The organism is Sphingobacterium sp. R2, from assembly GCF_040760075.1.
In the GTDB taxonomy this organism is placed as follows: domain Bacteria; phylum Bacteroidota; class Bacteroidia; order Sphingobacteriales; family Sphingobacteriaceae; genus Sphingobacterium.
Map to the genome: position 1 here is coordinate 5,120,971 of NZ_CP142884.1, position 20,887 is coordinate 5,141,857.

The window sequence follows — 20,887 nt, forward strand, 5'->3', positions numbered from 1 at the left end:
TTTGTTTTTTAAAAGGTGGCGTCAATCGTTAAGAAAAAATTCTTGGTAGGCGGCAAATTATTATAGGAATTTGCGCGTACATAAAGGGGATCAATTCCTAATTTATTTGCTTTCCAAAGAATACCTAAATTTCGTACGGCTGCATTTACACCGACAGATTTAAACGGTGTCCGCTTAAGCGAATTGGATGGTATACTATATCCTAATGATATTTGTTGAAAGCGTATATGGCTCGCATCAATCACCATTACCTCGGAATCTCTAAACCTGTTATAACTATTTGTATTTATATTTTTTAAGCCCGGGACATTTGTTGTTGCTTCATCACCCGGATTTCGCCAACGCGCTGTCTGCATCTTGTTTGTGTTTAGCACGCCATAGAAAGTACCTTGGTATTGTGGATAATTACCAAATGTTTCCAGACGTTTGACATTTCCCAGATCATAGGTAATACGAAAGCCAAGATTAATCCCTTTATATGAAAATGTATTCATAAAACCACCAAAGTAAGGCGCCGTTTTACGTCCCATATACACGAGATCTTCACGGATAAATAAATTTCGCCCTCCCTGCGTACTTTTTACGATTTCACCATTGGCTTTGGCGATTTGTGACTGTCCTGTCTCATCGAGGCCGGCCCACTTATAGCCGTATAGATAATCCAACGGCATCCCTTCTAGTAAAGAACCACTGATGTAGTGACTAATATCTTTTGCTATTAAACGTGAATCCGTAACTTTATTGGTGTTGTAAGAAAAATTAAGGATGGAACTCCATGAAAAGTCTTTCTTGCGAATGAGAAGTCCCTGAATACCCAGATCGATCCCATTAGATTGCATCGTTCCACCATTAAATTGGAGGTCTGTCCATCCATATGTCGCATTATAAGGAAAACTATATAGGATATCACGCGTATGTTTTTTATAAAGATCAAATGCTATGTTTAATCTGTTATTGATCAAACCGATATCAAGTCCGTAATTTTGTGTATACACTTTTTCCCATCCAACCTCAGGATTTCGTGGCTGCGATATTGACGCCGGTATTTCACCTGTTGCATAATCAGCCCCTTCAACGCTGATGATGGTAACATTGGATCCACCCTGTGGCACTGTACCACCCACACCATAGGTAACACGTAAATTCAGCGCATTCAGCCAATTGACTTCTTGCATAAAACGTTCGGATTTGATATTCCATTTGGCACCAGCTGACCAGATTGGTTTGGCTCGCTTCGATCTGGAAATACCAACCAACGTAAGATCGTCAAAACGTGCACTTGCAGACAAAATGTACCTATCCTTAAGAAATGATAATGCTCCATTTGAATAATAAGACATCTTGCGTAGGTTAGCTCTGCTAATTCCATCCGAACCTGTAATCGACTGCTGCCAGCCCTCAATACCCATGAAGCTACCAAGCTGATTATACGGAGCGATTGAATAGGTATCTTCATTAAAGCCATATCCCGTTTGTGATGAGCTAAAGCCTGTTTGAGAACTAATCTCTACTCCTGCGAGAAGACTTAAATTAACGAAGTCACCCCACGTCTTATTGACATTACCTTGCAAGCGAATATTATACTGTGTGGCATTTTGGTCTCGCAATGCGATTCTTCCGCCTTGTACGAAATTTCTGGTGAACGTATTATTTTGGAAATCTACTGTGGAATAATAATTTAAAAAGTCACGCATCGAATAACTCTTTAATTCGTCAAGATTTCGACTGTTTGCAATGGTACGTTGAAGCATACCTGACAGGCTGATGTTAGCCCAGCTAGTCACTTTGGCATTGAGATCAGCATTAATTCTTATCCGATTGTCTGCGGTGGTATATTTGTTGTAGTCCAATTCATCTATTGGACTATAGGTCCAGTCATACAATCCAATCTCTTTTAGATTTGCTGCTACAGACTCTGTAAAACGCAATGATCGCCGATTTCTACTTCCATCGGGATTAACCAATAATTCGTATGGCCTTAATCCCTCAGTCGAATTGCCAATGGCGTTTGCCGCAACTTGGTTAGCAACCGTATTCGTATAATTATAATTCAATCCCGTTGTCAAACTTAATCGTTGATTTAAAAAGTTTGTCGATAAAGTTGAATTCATAAAAAAGGACTGGGCCTGATTGGACCGGAATACGGGAACATCCTTTGCGTAGCTGCCCGAGAACGCATAAGTTGTCCTTCCATTTCCACCTGAAAGGGAAAGGTTATGCTGTTGGGTCACTGCATGCTGTAGCAAGTATTTGCGAATTTGGCTGGTATTGTCAATTTGACCTAAACGGTCGAGCTGTTTAGCTAATTCATCATCGCTGATCAATCCCTTTTTATTTTTATACATCCATTGAACCGCTTCACTAGCAGGCTTATTGGTATTAAAGGGTTGCCATGAAGAATTCCAATCTTCTGGATCAGCTATCCAACCGTAATCGAACATTTCCTTTTCAAAATCAATATACTGTGAAGTGGTCATCCGATCCAAGCTATTAAGATTAGCTGGAGCTGAAATACTGAGGCTAGTATTATATGAAATGACGGGGTCGCCAATACGTCCTTTTTTTGTTTCAATGACGATAACACCATTTGCCGCCTGCGCCCCCCATATGGAAGCTGCTGCTGCATCTTTAAGTACGGTAATACTTTCGATATCTGCCGGATTTAAACGACTCAATATGGAATTGCTGGCAAATTGCGTGGTATTTTTTACCAAGTCCTGATCGATCGCCGGAAAGCCATCAATAACAATAAGTGGACGCTTAGAATCACCGTCTGTGTTGAAACTATTTACTCCCCTGACGGTGACTGAATTCTTCACCGGGTCAACCTGTACGCCTGGAATCATGCCTGCAATGCGGTCCAAAAGATTGACGGATGGCACTTCCTTTAACTGTTTAGCGGTAATTTGGCCAAACGCCCCAGTTGCACGATCTTTCGCGATTTTTTGGTATCCTGTCGACACAACTTCAACCTCATCCAGTTGATTGTTAACCGACCCCAAGGTGACATTGATCTGTGTTTCGCTGCCGATTACCTTTCGGGTAGGCTCCATACCAACATAAGAAAAAATGATTGCCTCTGCTGGATCCTTCAGGCGAAGGGTATAGCTTCCATCACTACTAGTGGTTACACCCGATCGTACGGCATAGCCATCCGGTATGACAGTAACACCAGCAAGTGCCACCCCGTTATTGTCTTTAACCTTGCCCGTAATGACTTTCCAGAAGCGGTCGTCTCCATCATTGTCACGTTTACCCCGCGAATCTTTTATAATCGTGAAATAATTGTTCTGTACATAAAGGAATAAGAAGTTGTTTGGATAAAGAAGTTCTTTTAACACGGTCTCCACAGGAAGCCTTTTGTTTTTTGGAATATCCTCACTGTTAACAAAGGCATCCCGGATCAGCCCCTCTTCATAGGAAAATTTAGTTCCGTAGATCCGGGTAACTTCGCTAAGAGCCTGACTGAGACTCGCTCTTTTTTGCGCAAAACTACCCGTGGTACTCAGCAGGCAGACTATAGGCACAAGTAATTTAGTTTTCATAAATTTCGATTGATTAGTGCTCGTTTTTTAATTAGGTTTTATTATTATTTGTTTGTTTTTCATTTCGATGTTTACATTCATGGTATGTTTGATAACAAAGAGGATGTCATCTATTTTTTTGATTGGTATAACACCTGTAAATCGCTTATTGAGCAATGTTGAATCTTCTACGACAACTTGATAGCCATAGTTATCTTCCAATACATCTACAATATTTGCTAAGCTGCTATGCTCAATACTGAGTTCACCGCGCGTCCAGGATAGCACCCTATTGGCATCGTTATTAACAACACGATTTTCCTTTGCCGATGTATCATAGACAAAAGTCTCTCCTGGTTTTAGGATACGATCTTCACCGTTTTGTCCCTGAATACGGACACTTCCCTCAAACAGCGCCACTTCAATACGCCCACGGCGGTCCTTTACATTAAACTTTGTCCCCAAAACAGTTAATGAAAGGTCGCCCACATGTACAACAAAGAAGTCGCTTTCGCGCAGGCGATTTTTAACGGCGGTGTGCTTTACCTCGAACATGCCTTCTCCTTCAAGCCAAACTTCGCGCGGTTTATCCGTTTTCCAACTGCGGATGTATGAAATGTGAGAATTACTATTTAGCCTGATGATAGAAGAATCCGGAAGAGAAAGCAGACGTTGTTCGCCGAAGGCCGTATTGGTCTCCTTAGTCCCAAATTGACTAACATCATATGCCACCATAATGAATACCAAGATGGCTGCTGCAGAGGCTGTCCATCGGAATAAAGTGCGTAAGATTCGACTACGGTGTTTTTTGCTTTCGTAGATTGGAATTTGTGCTTGAATCCTCTCCCAGCGCTGTTCACTACCTAAGGTACTTTTTGCAGTCGTCTGATTTTGGATCAATAAAATCCATGTTTTGGCAAGCGCCATTTCGTCTGAAAGATGTGGATAATAAAGACTAAGTTCAGACCAAAAATCGGTTGAGGCGTCTGCCGGCATTAAAGCCGCCAATACAAAATCCTCATCCGCAAAAAAATCTGCCGACTTATAATCTTTATATTTTGATAATCGAGAGTTCATACTGTTTTATATAGGTTACACCTCTCGACAGAATTTTACCCCACTCAATTATATTTTTTTTAAAAAAAATAGACTTCCTCAACCAAATCATCATCAAACAGCGCTAACACAGACTATGATTGTAAATACTGCCTATTATTTATTCGGGAGAAATTTGAAGATAGGTGAAAAATTTAAGGATAACGTAGCGCGTTAAGTACATGCAGTAATACCAATAAACCAAATGCACCAAAATGTTTTCGCAAACTATCGAGGGCCCTATAGTACAATTTATAGGTATCTTTTGTAGAGAGTCCCATAATTTCGGCGATTTCGTCATACGGCAATTCTTCAAAAAACCGGAGGTGTATAACTTCTCTTTGGCGTGCTGTCATCTGCTGCAGTGCTTGATCAAGCTTATCTCTAATCTCATGCGCACGCTCTTGACGGATCATACTGAGATCGTGAGGTAATTCAATAGTAAACGGCAAATAATCAAGGGAAGATTGCGTAACATCTGCCCTTCGCAGCGATTGTTCTATTTTCTTGATCAACGTCCTTCGAAACGCTTTAAAAAGATAATTCTTTACAGCAACATCTGCACTTAAGGTATCTTTGTTGCACCATAGCTTTACAAATAGCTCTTGAATACTATCCTCGATGATTTCTTCGTCTTGCGTAAATTTAAATCCATAATTGAACAACAGGTGGTTGTAGCGTTCAAAAAGTATTTTGAACGAAGGTTCATGTCCAACTTGAAACATTTGCCAAATCTGTTGATCAGAGTTCATTTATAAATTTGAGCCGTTTTGCTTTTCAGTTTAAGTAGATAAAATTTAATTCAAATCTAGTAATTTTTTTTGATCAATCTAATCATTGATAAGATCTGCGTAAGCAATACTATTCAGCCTATTTTTGATTGTTTCCCTATTTATTAACCGATTTCCAATTGGTCGGGAACTACCTATACGATTTCATTTACCCTAACAATACCTATTTCTGTCGCTACTCTCACGCATTTCATCTCATATTCCTAACACAACTTCGCTGAACTGATAAATTTGAACCGTAATCAGATTTTGAAGAATGAACAGAAAAGAAACAATAGAACAGATCTCGAAACTATCTCAAGTAACAGCTGCAGACTGTGAAAAAGTCCTCACTGCTCTCGAAATCGTGCTTGGCCAAAAATTATCGAAAAAAAAAGGATTTCGGTACAGCTTCAACTTACTCTATAAAATTATGGAAAAATTAAAGGATAAAATCGTTATTATATTGTTTTTCACCTTAATTTCTACGGCTGTTCATGGTCAGATTTCCCTAACACAAAAAATAGGCGGAGTCGTTACCGATCGATTGTCCGGTAAGCAACTTGCTGCAGTGTCCATCCGGGTAATGGAAAAACCAGATTTGGTTGCAGTAACCTCCGATAAAGGGGAATTCGTTTTTCCTAATCTTCCAGTCGGAAGATATACCGTACAGGCTTATTGCCTAGGTTATGAGCTTACGGTGATTAAAGAGATTATGCTAACTTCTCAAAAAGAGGTCGCATTAGAAATTGCGATGGATCCGACACATTATACCTTGAATGACGTGGTCGTGGTAGCCAATAAGGAACGAGCTTCTAATAAAATGGCTCTTACTGGGGGGCGTTTACTTCGGATTGAGGAAGTTAATCGGTATGCCGGTGGAATGGACGACCCCGCCCGCCTGGTTAGTTCTTTTGCCGGAGTAGCTACAAGTCTGGGAAATAATGGCATCTCAGTACATGGAAATGCTCCAAGTATGCTTCAATGGAAACTTGAGGGAATAGAAATACCAAATCCAAATCACTTTGCAGATATAGCGACTTTGGGCGGCGGCATACTGACTTCATTGAACACAAATGTCTTAGCCAATTCGGACTTCTATACTAGCGCCTTTCCTGCGGAATATAACAATGCCGTATCAGGGGTGTTTGACCTCAAATTGCGGACGGGAAATAATACGAAACATGAACATACCTTCCAGGCAGGCTTATTAGGCTTGGATTTCGCTTCGGAAGGACCTTTTAGCAGGAATAATGATGCCTCTTATTTGGTTAATTACCGCTATTCTACAACAGGCTTGATGAGCAAACTTAGCGCAGGGGAAACTAATGGACAATTATTGGATTATCAGGATCTCAATTTTAAATTAAACTTCCCAAGCAAGCATAAAGGAACTTTTTCAATGTGGGGGAACGCACTAGTCGATAGGTTTCGAACAAAAAAAGAACCGGAATCAAGCTGGACGTATGCGGATGATCATAAATCCTCAAAAACAGATCAGATGTCTGCAGCAGCCGGAATTACCCACCGCTATTTTTTTGAGCATGGCGGAATTCTTCGTACCACTTTGGCTACGACCTATTCGAATAATAAGGCAACCGAAGATATCATCAACGATCGTACCGAAATGCCCTATTTAAATTTAAGAAACCGCTATACTAACTTGATTCTAACATCGTCTTTTGATAAAAAATATGCGGAGAAACATAGCAATAAAACCGGCTTTACGGTAACGAACATGTATTATAATACCCTGCTGGATCGTTCACCTTTTGTAGGAAAACCACTGCAGGCAATTTCCGAAGGAAAAGGGACAACCACATTGCTTTCCGCTTACAGCAGTTCATTAATTGAATTTAACAAAAAAATCTATGTTACATTAGGGCTAAATGCACAGCTATTAACCCTGAATAACCATTGGACCGTTGAGCCACGGGCTGCTATCCGGTGGTCTTCAGGACCTAAAAGCTCAATTGCTATGGCTTATGGCCTACATAGCCGTATGGAAAAGATGGACGTATATCTTGTAAGAGATAAAGCCAATGGCCAACCACTAAACAAGGATGTTGATTTCACCAAAGCACACCATCTGTCTTTATCCTATCAATACAAAGTGTCGGATAACATGCGTATCAAACTAGAGCCATTTTATCAATATCTTTTCCATGTACCAGTGATTGCGGATAGCTCATATTCCATCCTTAACCGCAACCTTTTCTACGTGGAAGATGCCTTGGTAAACCGCGGCAAAGGACAGCATGTCGGATTGGATATTACAATCGAGCGCTACTTACAGAAAGGTGTTTATTATATGTTGACAGCCACACTATTTGACGCAAAATTTGCGGGAGGTGACGCCATTTGGCATAACGGCAAATTTAACAGGCGTTTTATCATAAATGGATTGACAGGCAAAGAATGGTTTATAAACAAACAACAACGGGATCTACTAAGCGTTAACCTAAAATTGACCCTACAAGGCGGAGAACGCTATGCTCCTGTACTGGAAAAATATTCCCTTAATCATCCCGATAAAGAAATCCAATACGAGGAAAAAAATGCATTTGCCAAACAATTCTCCCCCATGTTTATCGCTAATTATTCGATAAGTTATAGACTTAACAGATTGAACCGATCGCACGAGATTGCAATCAAATGGCTAAATGTTACGGGCGCAAAAGAGTATTATGGGCATCAATACAATCTAAAGACAGGAATCATAGAGCCTAAAAAACAGGCAACATCACTTTTTAATATACTGTATAGAATGGATTTTTAATGTAATTTTAGTACCTATATGAGCCAAAACATACCATATCATTTTTTATTTAACTCCAATTATAGACTATGGAGGCATCTGACCTTTATTTTTACCCTAGTTATTATTACATTTAATCAAACATTTATAGTGTATCAAGACAATCTGTCTTCTTTGGGAAACACTATCTTTTTAATTTGTTTTCTTTCATTTGTCACTTACCTACTAACAACATATCTGAATTATTTTTACCTCATACCAAAGTTCCTACTAAACGAAAACTATACCATTTATATCGTTTTGTTAATAGTTATTGTGGTAGCGCTTATGGGCTGCACGCTTTTTTTGGAATACGCCATACGCACAATTTTGAGCCTACCGCATCGCATAACATCCTATAGCAATCCAATCATCCTGATAGACAGCCTATCTTCCTCAGCAATGACTATAATCTGCCTATGGAGCATGTCCGTTATCAAACTCTTTCGCAAATGGAATAAAAAGAACGAAGATGTGATGATGCTGGAGCAGAATTTCCTTGAAACAGAAGTAAACAAACTGAAAGGGCAAATTTCGCCAATCTTTATGTCGAGAGCCTTACGTAAAGCTGCCTTAATAACCGCATCAGATCCGCAAAAAGCGTCGCAGATATTGATGTTACTTGGTCATTTACTGCGCTACCAACTCTATGACTGCAATAGAAATAAAGTTTTCCTTAATTCCGAAATAATCTTCCTAAAAAACTTACTACAATTAAAAAAAATTATTGAAGATAGCTATTTTGAATATGTTTTGGAGGTAAAGGGAAAAACCAACAATTTGCTGATTTCCCCCCTTTTATTCATCGTATTGATACAGTCCATACTGATAGCAAATGAAATTAAAAGCTTAAGTATTAACCTTGAAATTTCAGAAAAAAAAATACGCTTTATCGTAAACTATGAGAACACTTATCGATTACCCCCGGAATACAAAATGGAAATAGCCGACAAATTAAATATGCTCTATCCTGATTTATATATATTTACAATGGAATCCGGAAATATCAGTCTTCAACTCGATCTAAAGGAATGGAAATAGCCGTAGAAAATAAAGAAATTGCTTTCTTAATTGAAGATCGCTACAGCATACAAAGGCATCTTTGTATGCAACTATTTATGCTGTTAATTTCAATTGGGATATTCTTCGATGCGCCTGATAAACTAAACCTATCTTTCGACAGAACTTGCGGTTGGGTATCCTACTATTTGTTTATGAATATGCTGGTTTATGTAAACGTTTACCTGTTATTCCCCTACTTTTTGGCCAAAGATAAGCTGATACATTATTTAATTGCTGCCGTGTCATTTTCCGTAGTTGCACTATTGATCGTGATGATCCTACAACATATGTTCTACGATATCGCAGTCAGCCGAAACGATCCCAGCCCTACAGCTATATTTCTGAGTTTAGCATCTAGCCTATTGGCAATCATCCTATTTATTGTCGGCACTTCATCCCTTTTACTATTTAAGCCTTTAATAAAAAGCAAAATAAAGCAGCAGGAGTTACAAAAAGCAACTACTGAATCGGAACTCAAATTTTTAAAGAGTCAAATCAATCCTCATTTTTTATTCAATACGATTAATAATGCCAATATACTGGTGGATGAAGATCCAAACATGGCAGCCCATATTTTAACCAAACTGGATGACTTACTGCAATACCAGTTCACTAACAACACCAACGATAAAGTTTCATTGTCTGATGATCTATGTCTATTGACAGACTATCTGGAATTGGAGAAAGTCAGAAGGGACCAATTTGAGTTCAATATAAAAATTTGGGGAGACAGCAATAAAGTAATTGTTGCTCCGCTGTTATTCATCCCATTTGTGGAAAATGCAGTTAAACACAACCTAAACAGTAATGGCATATCTTATGTTAATATATCCTTTCAATTAGAAAAAGATTCCCTTATTTTTATATGCGAAAATTCGAAATCTATAAACCAAAGGCAAACAGAAAGGGGAGGCATCGGATTGAGTAATATCGTCCGTAGATTACAGTTGCTTTACGAAAATCAACATGCTTTAGAAATAGAAGAAACAGAACAAAATTATATCGTAAAATTAACGCTACTAGTATGAGATGTATCATTGTAGATGACGAGCCTATAGCGCGTAAAGGAATACGGAAACTAGTCGATCAGATTGCATCTCTTGAACTGCTTGAAAGTTTCAACAATGCTGTTTCTGCGGGTATATTCATACAACAAAACGCTGTTGATTTAATCTTTCTAGATATCAATATGCCAGAAATTAACGGAATTGAGTTTGCACAAAATATTCCCAAAAATACGCTTGTGATTTTCACCACGGCTTATTCCGAATATGCCGTAGATAGCTATGAAGTCGATGCAATCGATTATCTTGTCAAACCTATTGACGCCGTTCGTTTTCGTAAAGCTGTAGATAAGGCGATTGTCTATCACCGACTTCTTTTGGATGAAGAAAATAAAAATTTAGAGCAAATCACGGGTGATTATATCTTTGTAAAATCCGACCGTAGATTTTTTAAGATCAATCTCAGCGAAATTCTTTTTATTGAATCTCTTAAAGATTATGTCATTTTCCAAATGGAAAATCAACGCGTAATTACACGTATGACCATAAAGAATATACATGAGTGGCTTCCAAAATCTATTTTCTTACGAATAAATCGCTCATACATCATTAATAAAAATAAAATCGACTCATTTGACCATAATGACGTCTTCATCGACAAATATGAAATCGCGATTGGCAAAACTTATCATGATACATTTTTTCAAGAGATCCTTGCTTAATGCGGTTTAATTTAAACCGGCCAGCCTATATTGAAAGTCCATTATTTCCCATACAATTATGAAAAAAATATTCACTCTTCTCTTTATCATCCATCTTACAGCACAGGGTTATGCACAACATAAGCAATATGAAACAGCCGATATAAACCTATGGTTTGAGGAGCTCAAAGCTGCGTCAGATAAGAGTTTCAAGTTATGGAATAGAAGTATATACGGACCAATTCTTCTTATCGATCCCGCCACACGCACGATCTATGCCAACGAATTGGATGGAAAAAAAACTTTAAAACCCTCGGCAAACTTATACACTGGAATTCTACCTCAGGAAGTTAATTTTTCTAACACGGCACTGGATTGGAACGATAAGAGATGGGCAATGATCATGTTACCACTTCCAGAAAACAGGGATGATCGTGTAAATCTGCTCGCACATGAGTCATTTCATCGCATACAACCTGATTTGGGTTTCGCACTAAATAATGCAAACAATAATCACCTCGACGAAAAATATGGTCGAATTAGCTTGCGTCTTGAATTTGAAGCTTTAAAACAAGCTTTAATGTCTACACATAAAAATGAAATGAAACGTCATCTCACTAATGCCTTATTTTTTAGAAAATATAGATACGTGCTATTCGATGAAGCTGCTAAAAATGAAAATTTATTGGAAATTAACGAAGGAATTGCTGAATTTACAGGAATAATAGTCAGCGACCGCAGCGATGAATCGACCAAACAATATCTTATAAATGGTATCAACCGATCTCAAAAAAATCCCACCTTTGTAAGATCATTTGCCTACCAAACGACACCCACGTATGGTTATCTGCTGCATAAAAAGAATAAAAATTGGAATAAGAAAATAGATAAAGAAACTGACCTAACCGCATTAATTATTCGGGAGTTTGGAATTTCGCTTCTTACGCCAACTGAACAAAATTTTAAGAATCTTTCCAAAACATATAACGCAGCTGTAATTTTTGAAGAGGAAAATAAAAGGGATGCTGAAAATAAACGCTTAGTCAAAACTTACAAAAATAAGTTTGTTGAATCGCCTCATTTTGAAATTCAGTTCGAGAAAATGAACTATTCTTTCGACCCCAGAACCATCATTCCGATCGAAAACTTGGGCACATACTATCCTACAACCCGAATTACAGATGTTTGGGGGATATTAGATGTTACAAATGGGGCATTAATAAGTCCTGATTGGAAAAAGGTATCCATCACTAACCCTATATCCATCGAAAAAAATCTCATTAAGGGTGACGGATGGATACTGGAGCTCAATAGTAATTACACGATAGAAGTTGATCAACAAAACAATTTCTATTTAAAGCATGTAGAAATAAAATAACAAAATAAAGTCAGCATCAGCTCTTCTACCACATTTATTGCACACCTTTCTGTAATCCGGTTGATCCAATGCATCTCAATTTGCTATTGGATCTACACCTTTATTTTGAAATTTTTTAAAGAAATAGAGCACCAATAAAAATTGTGTATAGCCATATACCGCATCTTCTACAGGAATAGTCAGTATCCTGATGCCCATAAATTCCATTGGGTTGTAATTAACTATCGGCGATTCCAGTCCAGTACCCGTGAGTATACCATTCACAGGTAAAAATCCCAACATGAGCAAGGTAAAAACTAAAGAGGCTTGCGTGATCCATTGTACGCGTAATACGAAATGGAAAGTCACCAGTGTTAAAATAGTCACTACTGCGGTTACTAACGTATAAATCCGATCGGTATAACGAAGAGCCACCACAGCGCATATAATGATACTGACAAAAACAACGATGTTGTTAAAGGCGGAGAGGGATTGCAGTCTAAAAAATTTATCAATACAGAAATAAGTAAAAATACAAGAAAAAGGAATGAAGATAAAGAACAGCCACTCTTCTATTGGCAGTCCTGCTATCACCAGTCCTAAAGTATATCGTGTGTCAAACCACCAAACGCCCTCACTTGTAAACCACACGTCCCAAGCGATAAAAAATACAGCAACAAGTGCAGCCGACTTTAAGAATGGAAAAAATTCACGGTCGAATCGAAGCCGCTTGTCGAAGGATGCGGCAAAACAGATTACGACCGTAAAAAATAAGATAAGCGAATAAGTATATTGCATCATATTTTTTCATTGTTAGTATACATTTTAAAGTATTTCATCGGAACATATAAAAAACCGAAACATTCGCCTTCTTCCTTTCCCAAATGTTTATGATGCTGCTTGTGAGCACGCCGAAGAGCCAAAAAATAGGGATTATTTGTTTTACTCATCCATTTGAAACGTTGATGTATAAAGATATCGTGAACGAAAAAATAAGCCATGCCATACAGCATGATCCCAATGCCAATATAAAAAAGATAATTGTAATCTCTTAAAGAGCCAAAATACATTAGGGCGATGGTAGGAACAGCAAAAATAATAAAGAAGTAATCATTCTTCTCCAAAAATCCCTCGTTACTATGATCATGATGATCCCTATGGAGTACCCATAAGAAGCCATGCATAATATATTTATGAATTAACCAGGTAGCGCCTTCCATGGCGATAAAAGTGAACAGTAAAATAAGCAAGTTCATATTGCAATAAGCTGATGGATTTATAAATAAGCCGCCTTATAACGCACGTAACTTTTAACGGCGACATAAGCCTTTTGAATATTAGGTATTCTAATCCTATTTTCCAAGATTTCTTCAGAAGATTTCTTTCGGATCTGTGAAAAGAGAGAAAGATAATATTTATAAGCTAAATAAACTCCAAACTTAGACGACGCAGGTAACTTCTTGATGCCCAAAAGTGCTTCTTTAAATTCGGCATGAATTTCCTCCTCGATACCACGTTTCATGATATTATCGAATTGACCCATATCCAAATTTGGAAAATAGGTACGTCCAAGCACCTGGTAGTCTTCTTTTAGATCGCGTAAAAAATTAATTTTTTGAAAAGCCGAACCGAGCTTCATGGCATAAGGCTTCAACTCCTCATAGCGTTGGCGGTCGCCGTCACAAAAAACCTGTAAACACATTAGTCCCACGACTTCTGCAGAGCCATAAATATATTCTTTGTAGCGTTCTGAATTGTACTCAACTTTGTTGAGATCCATCTCCATACTATGAAGAAACTGATTGATAAGGGACATATCAATATTATATTTGCGTACGGTTTCCTGAAAAGACTGTAGGATGGGATTTAACGAAATCCCTTCATTTAAGGCATTGGTGGTTTCCAAATGAAGTCGTCCCAATAACCGTTGTTTATCATAGCCATGAAAACTATCGACAATTTCATCAGCCAATCGAACGTAACCATATATCGCATAAATACTCGCCCGAATGCTCGGCTTTAGAGCCAAAATACCAAGCGAAAAACTTGTACTGTACTTTTCAGTTGTTTTTTTGCTCACTTCATAAGCGAGTTCATCAAATAGTTTTTTCATGATCTTATAATTTACGCAATAATTCAATGGCTTCTTTGGCGACTATTTTACCCGATATAATGGATGGAGGCACCCCCGGGCCGGGCACGGTCAGCTGCCCCGAATAAAAGAGGTTCTTAACTTTCTTATTCCTGACTTTAGGTTTCAATACCGCTGTTTGTTTCAATGTATTTGCTAATCCATACGCATTTCCGCCATAAGCATTATAATCGCTTACAAAGTCGCTTACACAGTAACTTCTTTTATATACGATCTGTTCATATAGCCTACTTGAACCAGTATGCTTCTCTAACCGCTTTAACATGTGCATGAGATACTTTTCACGCGTCGCTTCATCGTCCGAGATAGCTGTAGCCAATGGCATTAACAAGAAGAGATTCTCGGTATTTGGAGGCGCTACATTGGGATCCGTCTTGGATGGACAACATGCATAAAACAATGGATTTTGAGGCCACTTCTTTTCACCATAAATACATTCAATGTGATCATCCAACGGATGCTCAAAAAACAAGGTGTGATGCGTTAAATTAGAAATTGGAGACTTCATACCGAGGTAATAGATCAAACTGGATGGTGCAAACGTTCTCGTTTTCCAGTAATCCTCATCGTAGTTTCTAAACTCTTTATCTAATAATGTTTCAATATGATGATAATCTGCCGATGCAACAACGACATCAAAATCATGATTCACGCCGTTAATTTCAAGCGAACTGATCGCATTATCTTTAATCGTCATTCCATCGACATTGTGATCAAAATGGAAAGTTGCGCCTTGCTTCTCAGCTACCTGCTGCATCGCTAGCACCAATTGAAAAAAACCTCCTTTTGGATAATGAGTACCCAATGCATAACCGCCATAATTCATTAAGCTGTATAATGCAGGAATATCTTTGGGTGAGGCACCCAAAAATATAACAGGGAATTCCATTAATGTGCGTAGCCTTTGATCCTTAAAATATTTAGCGACATAGGACCTAAAATCAGAAAGCAGATCGAGCTTAAACGCACTAAGTGCAATCTTTGGAGACAGAAATTCACTCCAATTGTGACAGGGTTTATTGACAAAGTCGCGCATGCCTACCTCATACTTAAATTTGGCAGCCTCCATAAATTTGTCCAACTGCCCACCCGCCCCAGGTTCGATCCGCTCAAACAGCTGCTTTAATTCCCCGTAAGATTCGGGTACGCTGATCTGTCCTGAGCTAAATATCATTTCAAATTGTGGATTGAGCGAAACAAGCTCAAAAAAATCAGCTGTATTGCAATTAAAATCTAAAAAAAATGATTCAATGATATCAGGCATCCAGTACCAGCTTGGTCCCATATCAAATTTAAATCCCTCCACTGTGTCAAACTGCCTCGCCCGCCCACCGGGCACCGCATGTTTCTCATAAACATGCACATCGCATCCAGACTGTGCGAGATAAGCCGCAGCTGAAAGACCTGAAAAACCTGCACCTATAACTGCTACCTTCTTCTTCATTTATGTTAATTTGATACGCTCCTTTTGATTTATGTAAATTTAAACTAAAGATGTTATTTCGCTATATTTATCTGCTCCAAAAGTTTATCTGGCGAAATATTCTTATCGTAAATTACCTGATGAAATTTGCTCAGCTTATCCAATAGACTTATTAATGTTATTTTTTCACTGTATGCCAAATTACCTGAAACAATTTGTGTTGCATACCGTATTTTTTCCATTTGTTGATCTAAAGCCAATCGACCACTTTCCGTAATATAGATCACTTTACTTCGACGGTCCAATTCTGAGTTTTGTTGGCTGATCCAGCCTTGTTTGATTAAACGGTTAATAATGGCCATACCTGCTGGTTTTTCATGAATATTCCTTCTGATCAGCTCCATTTTTGTCATCTCGCCAAATGACTTCAGGGTAATAAGATAGATATACTCCTCTTGAGTTGAAAAATCAGATTCCCATATAGCTGCTTTAGAATAGCTTTTTGCAAACCTATTCAGATGCACAAGTAAGGTGCTGATTACACTTTCTGGCGTACGCCCATTTTCCTTTCCTTCCCAATAGGGCTCAACAGAAATTCCAGTTTCCTTTGCCGCTATCCAACGCTTAAATCCATCGAAGTCATCGCTAAAGCTACCATTAACTCCTTTTTCCGCGTCAAATTCCTCGACTAATCCAATGATTTCTTTTAAAAGCTTATACTTCATATGCACTAATTAGAACACTAATATACCATTATAGTTTTATGTATAAAAATAAAGGGCTATTTTGGAATAAAAATAAACTAATCAAAATAATCTGAAGTTTAATCTGATATACTATTATTTCGTAATATACTAAAAAAAGGCAATACAATCTGCCATAGAAATCAAATAGACAGCATAAGTATTAAATTTTGTTCCGAATGTTACGATTAAACTCACTTTTACTTGATTGAGTAAAGGAGTGTAAGGGTTTAACTACTACCAAGTGATGCATACGAGCGACAATAAGGAGATGAAAATGAGATTTTAAAAACGATCTCATTTTGACACATGTCCATCTCTAAAAAGAATTATGGCAAAATCGAATCAAAATCAACAAAAAATGCCAAATGAGCATTTACATGAATTATTTGTAGACGAATTAAAAGATATTTTGGGTGCTGAAAAACAACTTTTAAAAGGTTTAAAGAAAATGAGCAAAGCAGCCGAAGATGAACAACTAAAACAAGCATTTGAAAAACATCATGGCCAGACCGAACAGCAGATTGAGCGGCTTAAGGAAGTGTTTTCCGTATTGGGAATCGCTGCGCGAGGTAAGAAATGTAAAGCCATGGAGGGTCTCCTAGAGGAAGCTGACGAGATTATCGAAAATTTTGAAGGAGACCCAGCATTGGACGCAGCGCTTATTTCCGCAGCGCAAAAAGTTGAACATTATGAAATAGCGAGCTATGGTTGTCTAGTCACATTTGCAAAGCTCATGAAACATTCAGAGGCAGAGCAGTTGCTCCAACAAACACTTGATGAAGAAAAGGAGACAGATACGTTACTGACAGAAATTGCGGTATCTGGCGTAAATGAATCTGCTTAATAATGAATAACCAGAAATGCCCGAAAAATCGGGCATTTCTGGTTTCAAATCCTGTTCCCGTAATATTAATTACATGTTATCTGCTCAGTAGCATAAGGGAATCGCGCTTTTAAACTTCTATATTCCGAGTACACGTTGATTAATTTTAATCGTACAAGAAATATATCTATGCTCCCAATATCGAAATTGAGAGTTATCTTTTCCTATCAAATTTTAAACGATTCCATCGGCATATTGTTCTCTAATCAAGAAATAGCATATGGAAGATTTATTGTATTCAATAGCCGTTAGCATAATCATTATTTGGGCGGTTACTTTTCTTGGCGGGTTTGTAACAGAAGATACTGTTCATGTTTTATTAATTTTAGCAATTGTAACCTTTATATTTCGTGCAATAACGGTCAATGGAAGCCGCGAAGCTAGCAGATCTGAGGAATAAGTTATTGCCTAAAATCCCCTACGCATCATGTAATGAAAAAGATATATTTATTCTACTTGTAAAAACCCAAGCTATTTACGAAAAAGGGCAGATTTGGACAGTGCTAAGGAAAGAATAACTAGCTAATCCGCGAAGTAAATTTAAAAATTTAGCTAAATTTTAGGATATTTATATAGGAAACAACACAAATAAAAGATATAATGGCTTATGAAGGTTCTCTTAACAGGTGTGACGGGCTATATTGCCAAACGCCTCTTACCCGTTTTATTGGAGCAAGGCCATGAGCTTATCTGTTGTGTGAGGGATAAAGATCGCCTCAATATACCAACTGAACAGCACAACATAGTCGTTATCGAGGTAGATTTTCTGGATAAAGAAACTCTTAAAAACCTGCCGATTGACTTTGATGTAGCTTACTATCTTATACATTCAATGGCTACCCAAACTGGTGACTTTCAACGTATGGAAATTGAATGCGCTACCAATTTCAAAAACTTTATTGAGTCGACCAAAGCAAGGCAGATTATCTACTTGAGTGGAATAAGTAATTCCAACCAGCTGTCCAAACATCTGGATTCAAGGAAAAATGTAGAAAAGATATTAGCAAGTGGCTCAATTCCCATTACAACATTAAGGGCTGGTATAATTGTCGGGTCTGGTAGTGCTTCTTTCGAAATCATACGCGATTTAGTGGAAAAACTCCCCATTATGGTGACCCCAAAATGGCTTAAAACCAAATGCCAGCCAATAGCAATCCGGAATGTCCTTGAATTTTTGGTCGGTGTTATTCTGAATGCTGAAACATACCATAAAAGTTATGATATTGGTGGTCCGGATGTTCTTACTTACAAAGAAATGCTTTTGCAGTATGCCGCTGAGAGAAAGCTTACGAGACATATTTACATTGTTCCAGTTATGACACCTAGGCTATCTTCCTATTGGCTTTATTTTGTTACTTCGACTTCATACAATTTGGCAAAAAACTTAGTTGACAGCATGAAAGTAGAAGTGATATGTAAACCAAATCGCCTTGCCGAGCAACTTGGCATAATACTTATCAACTACCGGACGGCTATCCAATTGGCTTTCCAAAAAATTGAAAGTAACCATGTGATTTCGAGCTGGAAAGATGCACAAACCAGTAATATCCTATCTGGAGGATTAAGCAGACTGTTGGAAGTGCCCGCTTATGGTTGCTTTAAAGATGTTCGTAGTGTGACACTCGGCAACAGTGACACTTCATTAAACAAAATTTGGTCTATAGGTGGACAATCGGGTTGGTACTATGGCAATTGGCTTTGGAAAATTAGAGGTTTTATGGATCAGTTGGTGGGTGGGGTCGGCATGCGACGAGGGCGCAAAAGCAAAACTGACCTTTCCGCAGGTGACACCCTTGATTTTTGGCGTGTCTTAATTGCAGATAAAAAACAGAAAAGGCTACTTCTCTATGCAGAGATGAAATTACCTGGCGAAGCGTGGCTCGAATTTAAAATCGAAGACCAAACGTTGATACAAACTGCAACTTTTAGGCCTTTGGGAATTTCAGGTAGGCTATATTGGTATGCCGTGCTACCCTTTCACGCCTTTATATTTAAAGGATTAATCGAGCAAATAGCAAAATTGGAAAAATAATATGGAAATTATGTTGTATTTTCACTGAGAAATGAACACCCGTTGATGGGTTCAAGTAGCTAAAAACGCAAAAAAAAATGACCATCCCAAATCAAATAAATAAACCGTACGAAACATCCGATAAAAGCGACTTCACTACCTGTCAACGTATTCTGGAGGAACTGTGTAGCCAAACCAAAATGAGATATGGATTGATACGTAAGAAAGATGGGGCAAAATGGGGAAATTGGTGCGTTTATGACTATCACTCCCAACAAATAGTCGATAAAAACAGTGACACATACGTTAAAATATATCAAGAGATTAGAACAGGTTTTTCACCTATTTACATTGATGATAGCACACAATGTACAGTTGATCAATGGGCTCACGTTCTACAGGAATTCGGCTTAAAAAGTTATATCTCTTACCCAATAGTGAACAAAAATGACGCTATTGTAGGACACATGAGTTTTATGAATGCGGAGCCTGTACATCTTGACCGAAACAAATTAGAAACGCTGCTCCCCGTTTGCAGTGATCTAATTGCCCTAAACTTTAATACGATTTTCGGCTTAAATAACGTAAGAAAAGAACTGAAACAGGAGCTTAGTTACACTAAAAATAGAGAGCTCATTTTGACCGCCTTGGCCCACGATCTGAATAACCCTGTCAGTATCGTAAAGGTGATATCACAATACCTGATGGGAAGTGTAAAAGATGATAACCAAAAACGCTTAATAAAGAAAATAGAAGAAGCGTCTTTTCGGATGAAAGGGATGATCGACGATATATTGGATTTTAGTAGTATTCGTCTTGAAAATAAACCCTCGATAATAAATGAATATTGCCGAATAGATACGTTAATTAGACAAATCCTATCAGAATATGAGTTATTGCATAATAAAAAGTTAATTGCCAACATCGAGGTTCCAACTGAAATACGTTGTGATCAACATAAAATGGGACGGGCCTTTTCAAATTTAATTGGAAATGCAATAAAGCACGGAAATCCTGATAAAAACATAGAGATCAATGCAAGCATTGAAGACGGGCAATTTATTTTTAGCGTCACGAATGACGTAATATTCCCACAGCACCTGTCGGATTTATCAAACTTATTCGAACCGTTTACAAGAGGTTCCAATAGTAAAGGTTTGGGATTAGGATTATTTATTGCACATGAAATAGCAAAACTTCACAAAGGGACCATAACCGTTCACTTAGATCATAATACGATCACGTTTAAACTGGTTATACCTGCAGATTTTAAATGATCTATTCATTGACAGATCGTAAAGTTAGCCTAACATATTTCCCAATTCACATCAGTTCAAAAAGGGTGTGCCAATCACACCCCAA

General features: G+C 38.0%; 17 protein-coding genes. 9 read left to right on the plus strand and 8 right to left on the minus strand.

All coding sequences use genetic code 11. The features are described from left to right. Positions 1-8: 8 nt before the first annotated feature. From VXM68_RS21420 to VXM68_RS21430, 3 genes are all read right to left on the minus strand, one after another. The gene (locus VXM68_RS21420) at positions 9-3,545 is read right to left on the minus strand and encodes a SusC/RagA family TonB-linked outer membrane protein (protein WP_367209990.1); all 3,537 of its coding nucleotides are present in this window, start codon (positions 3,543-3,545) and stop codon (positions 9-11) included. 27 nt (positions 3,546-3,572) lie between these two features. Continuing rightward, positions 3,573-4,601, minus strand: coding sequence for a FecR family protein (locus VXM68_RS21425; protein ID WP_294346397.1), 1,029 nt, complete (start codon positions 4,599-4,601; stop codon positions 3,573-3,575). A 173-nt stretch (positions 4,602-4,774) separates the two neighbouring features. Beyond that, positions 4,775-5,371, minus strand: a complete 597-nt coding sequence (locus VXM68_RS21430; protein WP_367209991.1) for an RNA polymerase sigma factor — start codon at positions 5,369-5,371, stop codon at positions 4,775-4,777. A gap of 295 nt (positions 5,372-5,666) precedes the next feature. Between VXM68_RS21430 and VXM68_RS21435 the strand changes: the two genes are divergently transcribed. The 5 genes from VXM68_RS21435 to VXM68_RS21455 all read left to right on the plus strand — a co-directional run bounded on the left by VXM68_RS21435 (position 5,667) and on the right by VXM68_RS21455 (position 12,331). Then, a complete protein-coding gene (locus tag VXM68_RS21435; protein ID WP_367209992.1) occupies positions 5,667-8,168 on the plus strand; it encodes a carboxypeptidase regulatory-like domain-containing protein in 2,502 nt (833 codons plus the stop codon). A 444-nt stretch (positions 8,169-8,612) separates the two neighbouring features. Next, on the plus strand, positions 8,613-9,227 hold the full coding sequence (locus tag VXM68_RS21440; protein WP_367209994.1) for a histidine kinase: 615 nt from the start codon (positions 8,613-8,615) through the stop codon (positions 9,225-9,227). After that, complete coding sequence (locus VXM68_RS21445; RefSeq protein ID WP_367209995.1) at positions 9,218-10,276, plus strand: sensor histidine kinase; 1,059 nt, start codon at positions 9,218-9,220, stop codon at positions 10,274-10,276. The genes VXM68_RS21440 and VXM68_RS21445 overlap by 10 nt, the downstream gene beginning before the upstream one ends. Further along, a complete protein-coding gene (locus VXM68_RS21450; RefSeq protein ID WP_367209996.1) occupies positions 10,273-10,974 on the plus strand; it encodes a LytR/AlgR family response regulator transcription factor in 702 nt (233 codons plus the stop codon). The genes VXM68_RS21445 and VXM68_RS21450 overlap by 4 nt, the downstream gene beginning before the upstream one ends. Positions 10,975-11,032: 58 nt before the next feature. Further along, positions 11,033-12,331, plus strand: coding sequence for a hypothetical protein (locus VXM68_RS21455; RefSeq protein ID WP_367209997.1), 1,299 nt, complete (start codon positions 11,033-11,035; stop codon positions 12,329-12,331). Positions 12,332-12,406: 75 nt separating this feature from the next. Here the strand turns inward: VXM68_RS21455 and VXM68_RS21460 are convergent, their stop codons facing one another. From VXM68_RS21460 to VXM68_RS21480, 5 genes are read right to left on the minus strand one after another with little or no spacing between them, the layout of a single operon-like run. Further along, a complete protein-coding gene (locus tag VXM68_RS21460; protein WP_294183147.1) occupies positions 12,407-13,111 on the minus strand; it encodes a lycopene cyclase domain-containing protein in 705 nt (234 codons plus the stop codon). Beyond that, a complete protein-coding gene (locus VXM68_RS21465) occupies positions 13,108-13,566 on the minus strand; it encodes a sterol desaturase family protein (RefSeq protein WP_293952233.1) in 459 nt (152 codons plus the stop codon). Before VXM68_RS21465 ends, VXM68_RS21460 begins: the two co-directional genes overlap by 4 nt. 20 nt (positions 13,567-13,586) lie before the next feature. Then, the gene (locus tag VXM68_RS21470; protein WP_367209998.1) at positions 13,587-14,423 is read right to left on the minus strand and encodes a phytoene/squalene synthase family protein; all 837 of its coding nucleotides are present in this window, start codon (positions 14,421-14,423) and stop codon (positions 13,587-13,589) included. A gap of 4 nt (positions 14,424-14,427) precedes the next feature. Then, complete coding sequence (locus VXM68_RS21475; protein ID WP_293952229.1) at positions 14,428-15,906, minus strand: NAD(P)/FAD-dependent oxidoreductase; 1,479 nt, start codon at positions 15,904-15,906, stop codon at positions 14,428-14,430. A 53-nt stretch (positions 15,907-15,959) separates the two neighbouring features. Continuing rightward, positions 15,960-16,610 carry a MarR family winged helix-turn-helix transcriptional regulator gene (locus VXM68_RS21480; RefSeq protein ID WP_367209999.1) on the minus strand — a complete coding sequence of 217 codons (651 nt, stop codon included), beginning with the start codon at positions 16,608-16,610 and terminating at the stop codon, positions 15,960-15,962. A 349-nt stretch (positions 16,611-16,959) separates the two neighbouring features. Here VXM68_RS21480 and VXM68_RS21485 point away from each other — a divergent pair, with 349 nt between their 5' ends. From VXM68_RS21485 to VXM68_RS21500, 4 genes are all read left to right on the plus strand, one after another. Beyond that, positions 16,960-17,475, plus strand: a complete 516-nt coding sequence (locus VXM68_RS21485; RefSeq protein WP_209577996.1) for a ferritin-like domain-containing protein — start codon at positions 16,960-16,962, stop codon at positions 17,473-17,475. A 259-nt stretch (positions 17,476-17,734) separates the two neighbouring features. Continuing rightward, complete coding sequence (locus tag VXM68_RS21490; RefSeq protein WP_293952225.1) at positions 17,735-17,914, plus strand: DUF5670 family protein; 180 nt, start codon at positions 17,735-17,737, stop codon at positions 17,912-17,914. Between the two features lie 207 nt (positions 17,915-18,121). Next, the gene (locus VXM68_RS21495) at positions 18,122-19,546 is read left to right on the plus strand and encodes an SDR family oxidoreductase (protein ID WP_367210000.1); all 1,425 of its coding nucleotides are present in this window, start codon (positions 18,122-18,124) and stop codon (positions 19,544-19,546) included. Between the two features lie 77 nt (positions 19,547-19,623). Then, positions 19,624-20,802 (plus strand): GAF domain-containing sensor histidine kinase, encoded by a 1,179-nt coding sequence (locus VXM68_RS21500; RefSeq protein WP_293952221.1) that lies wholly within the window; start codon positions 19,624-19,626, stop codon positions 20,800-20,802. Positions 20,803-20,887 lie beyond the last annotated feature (85 nt).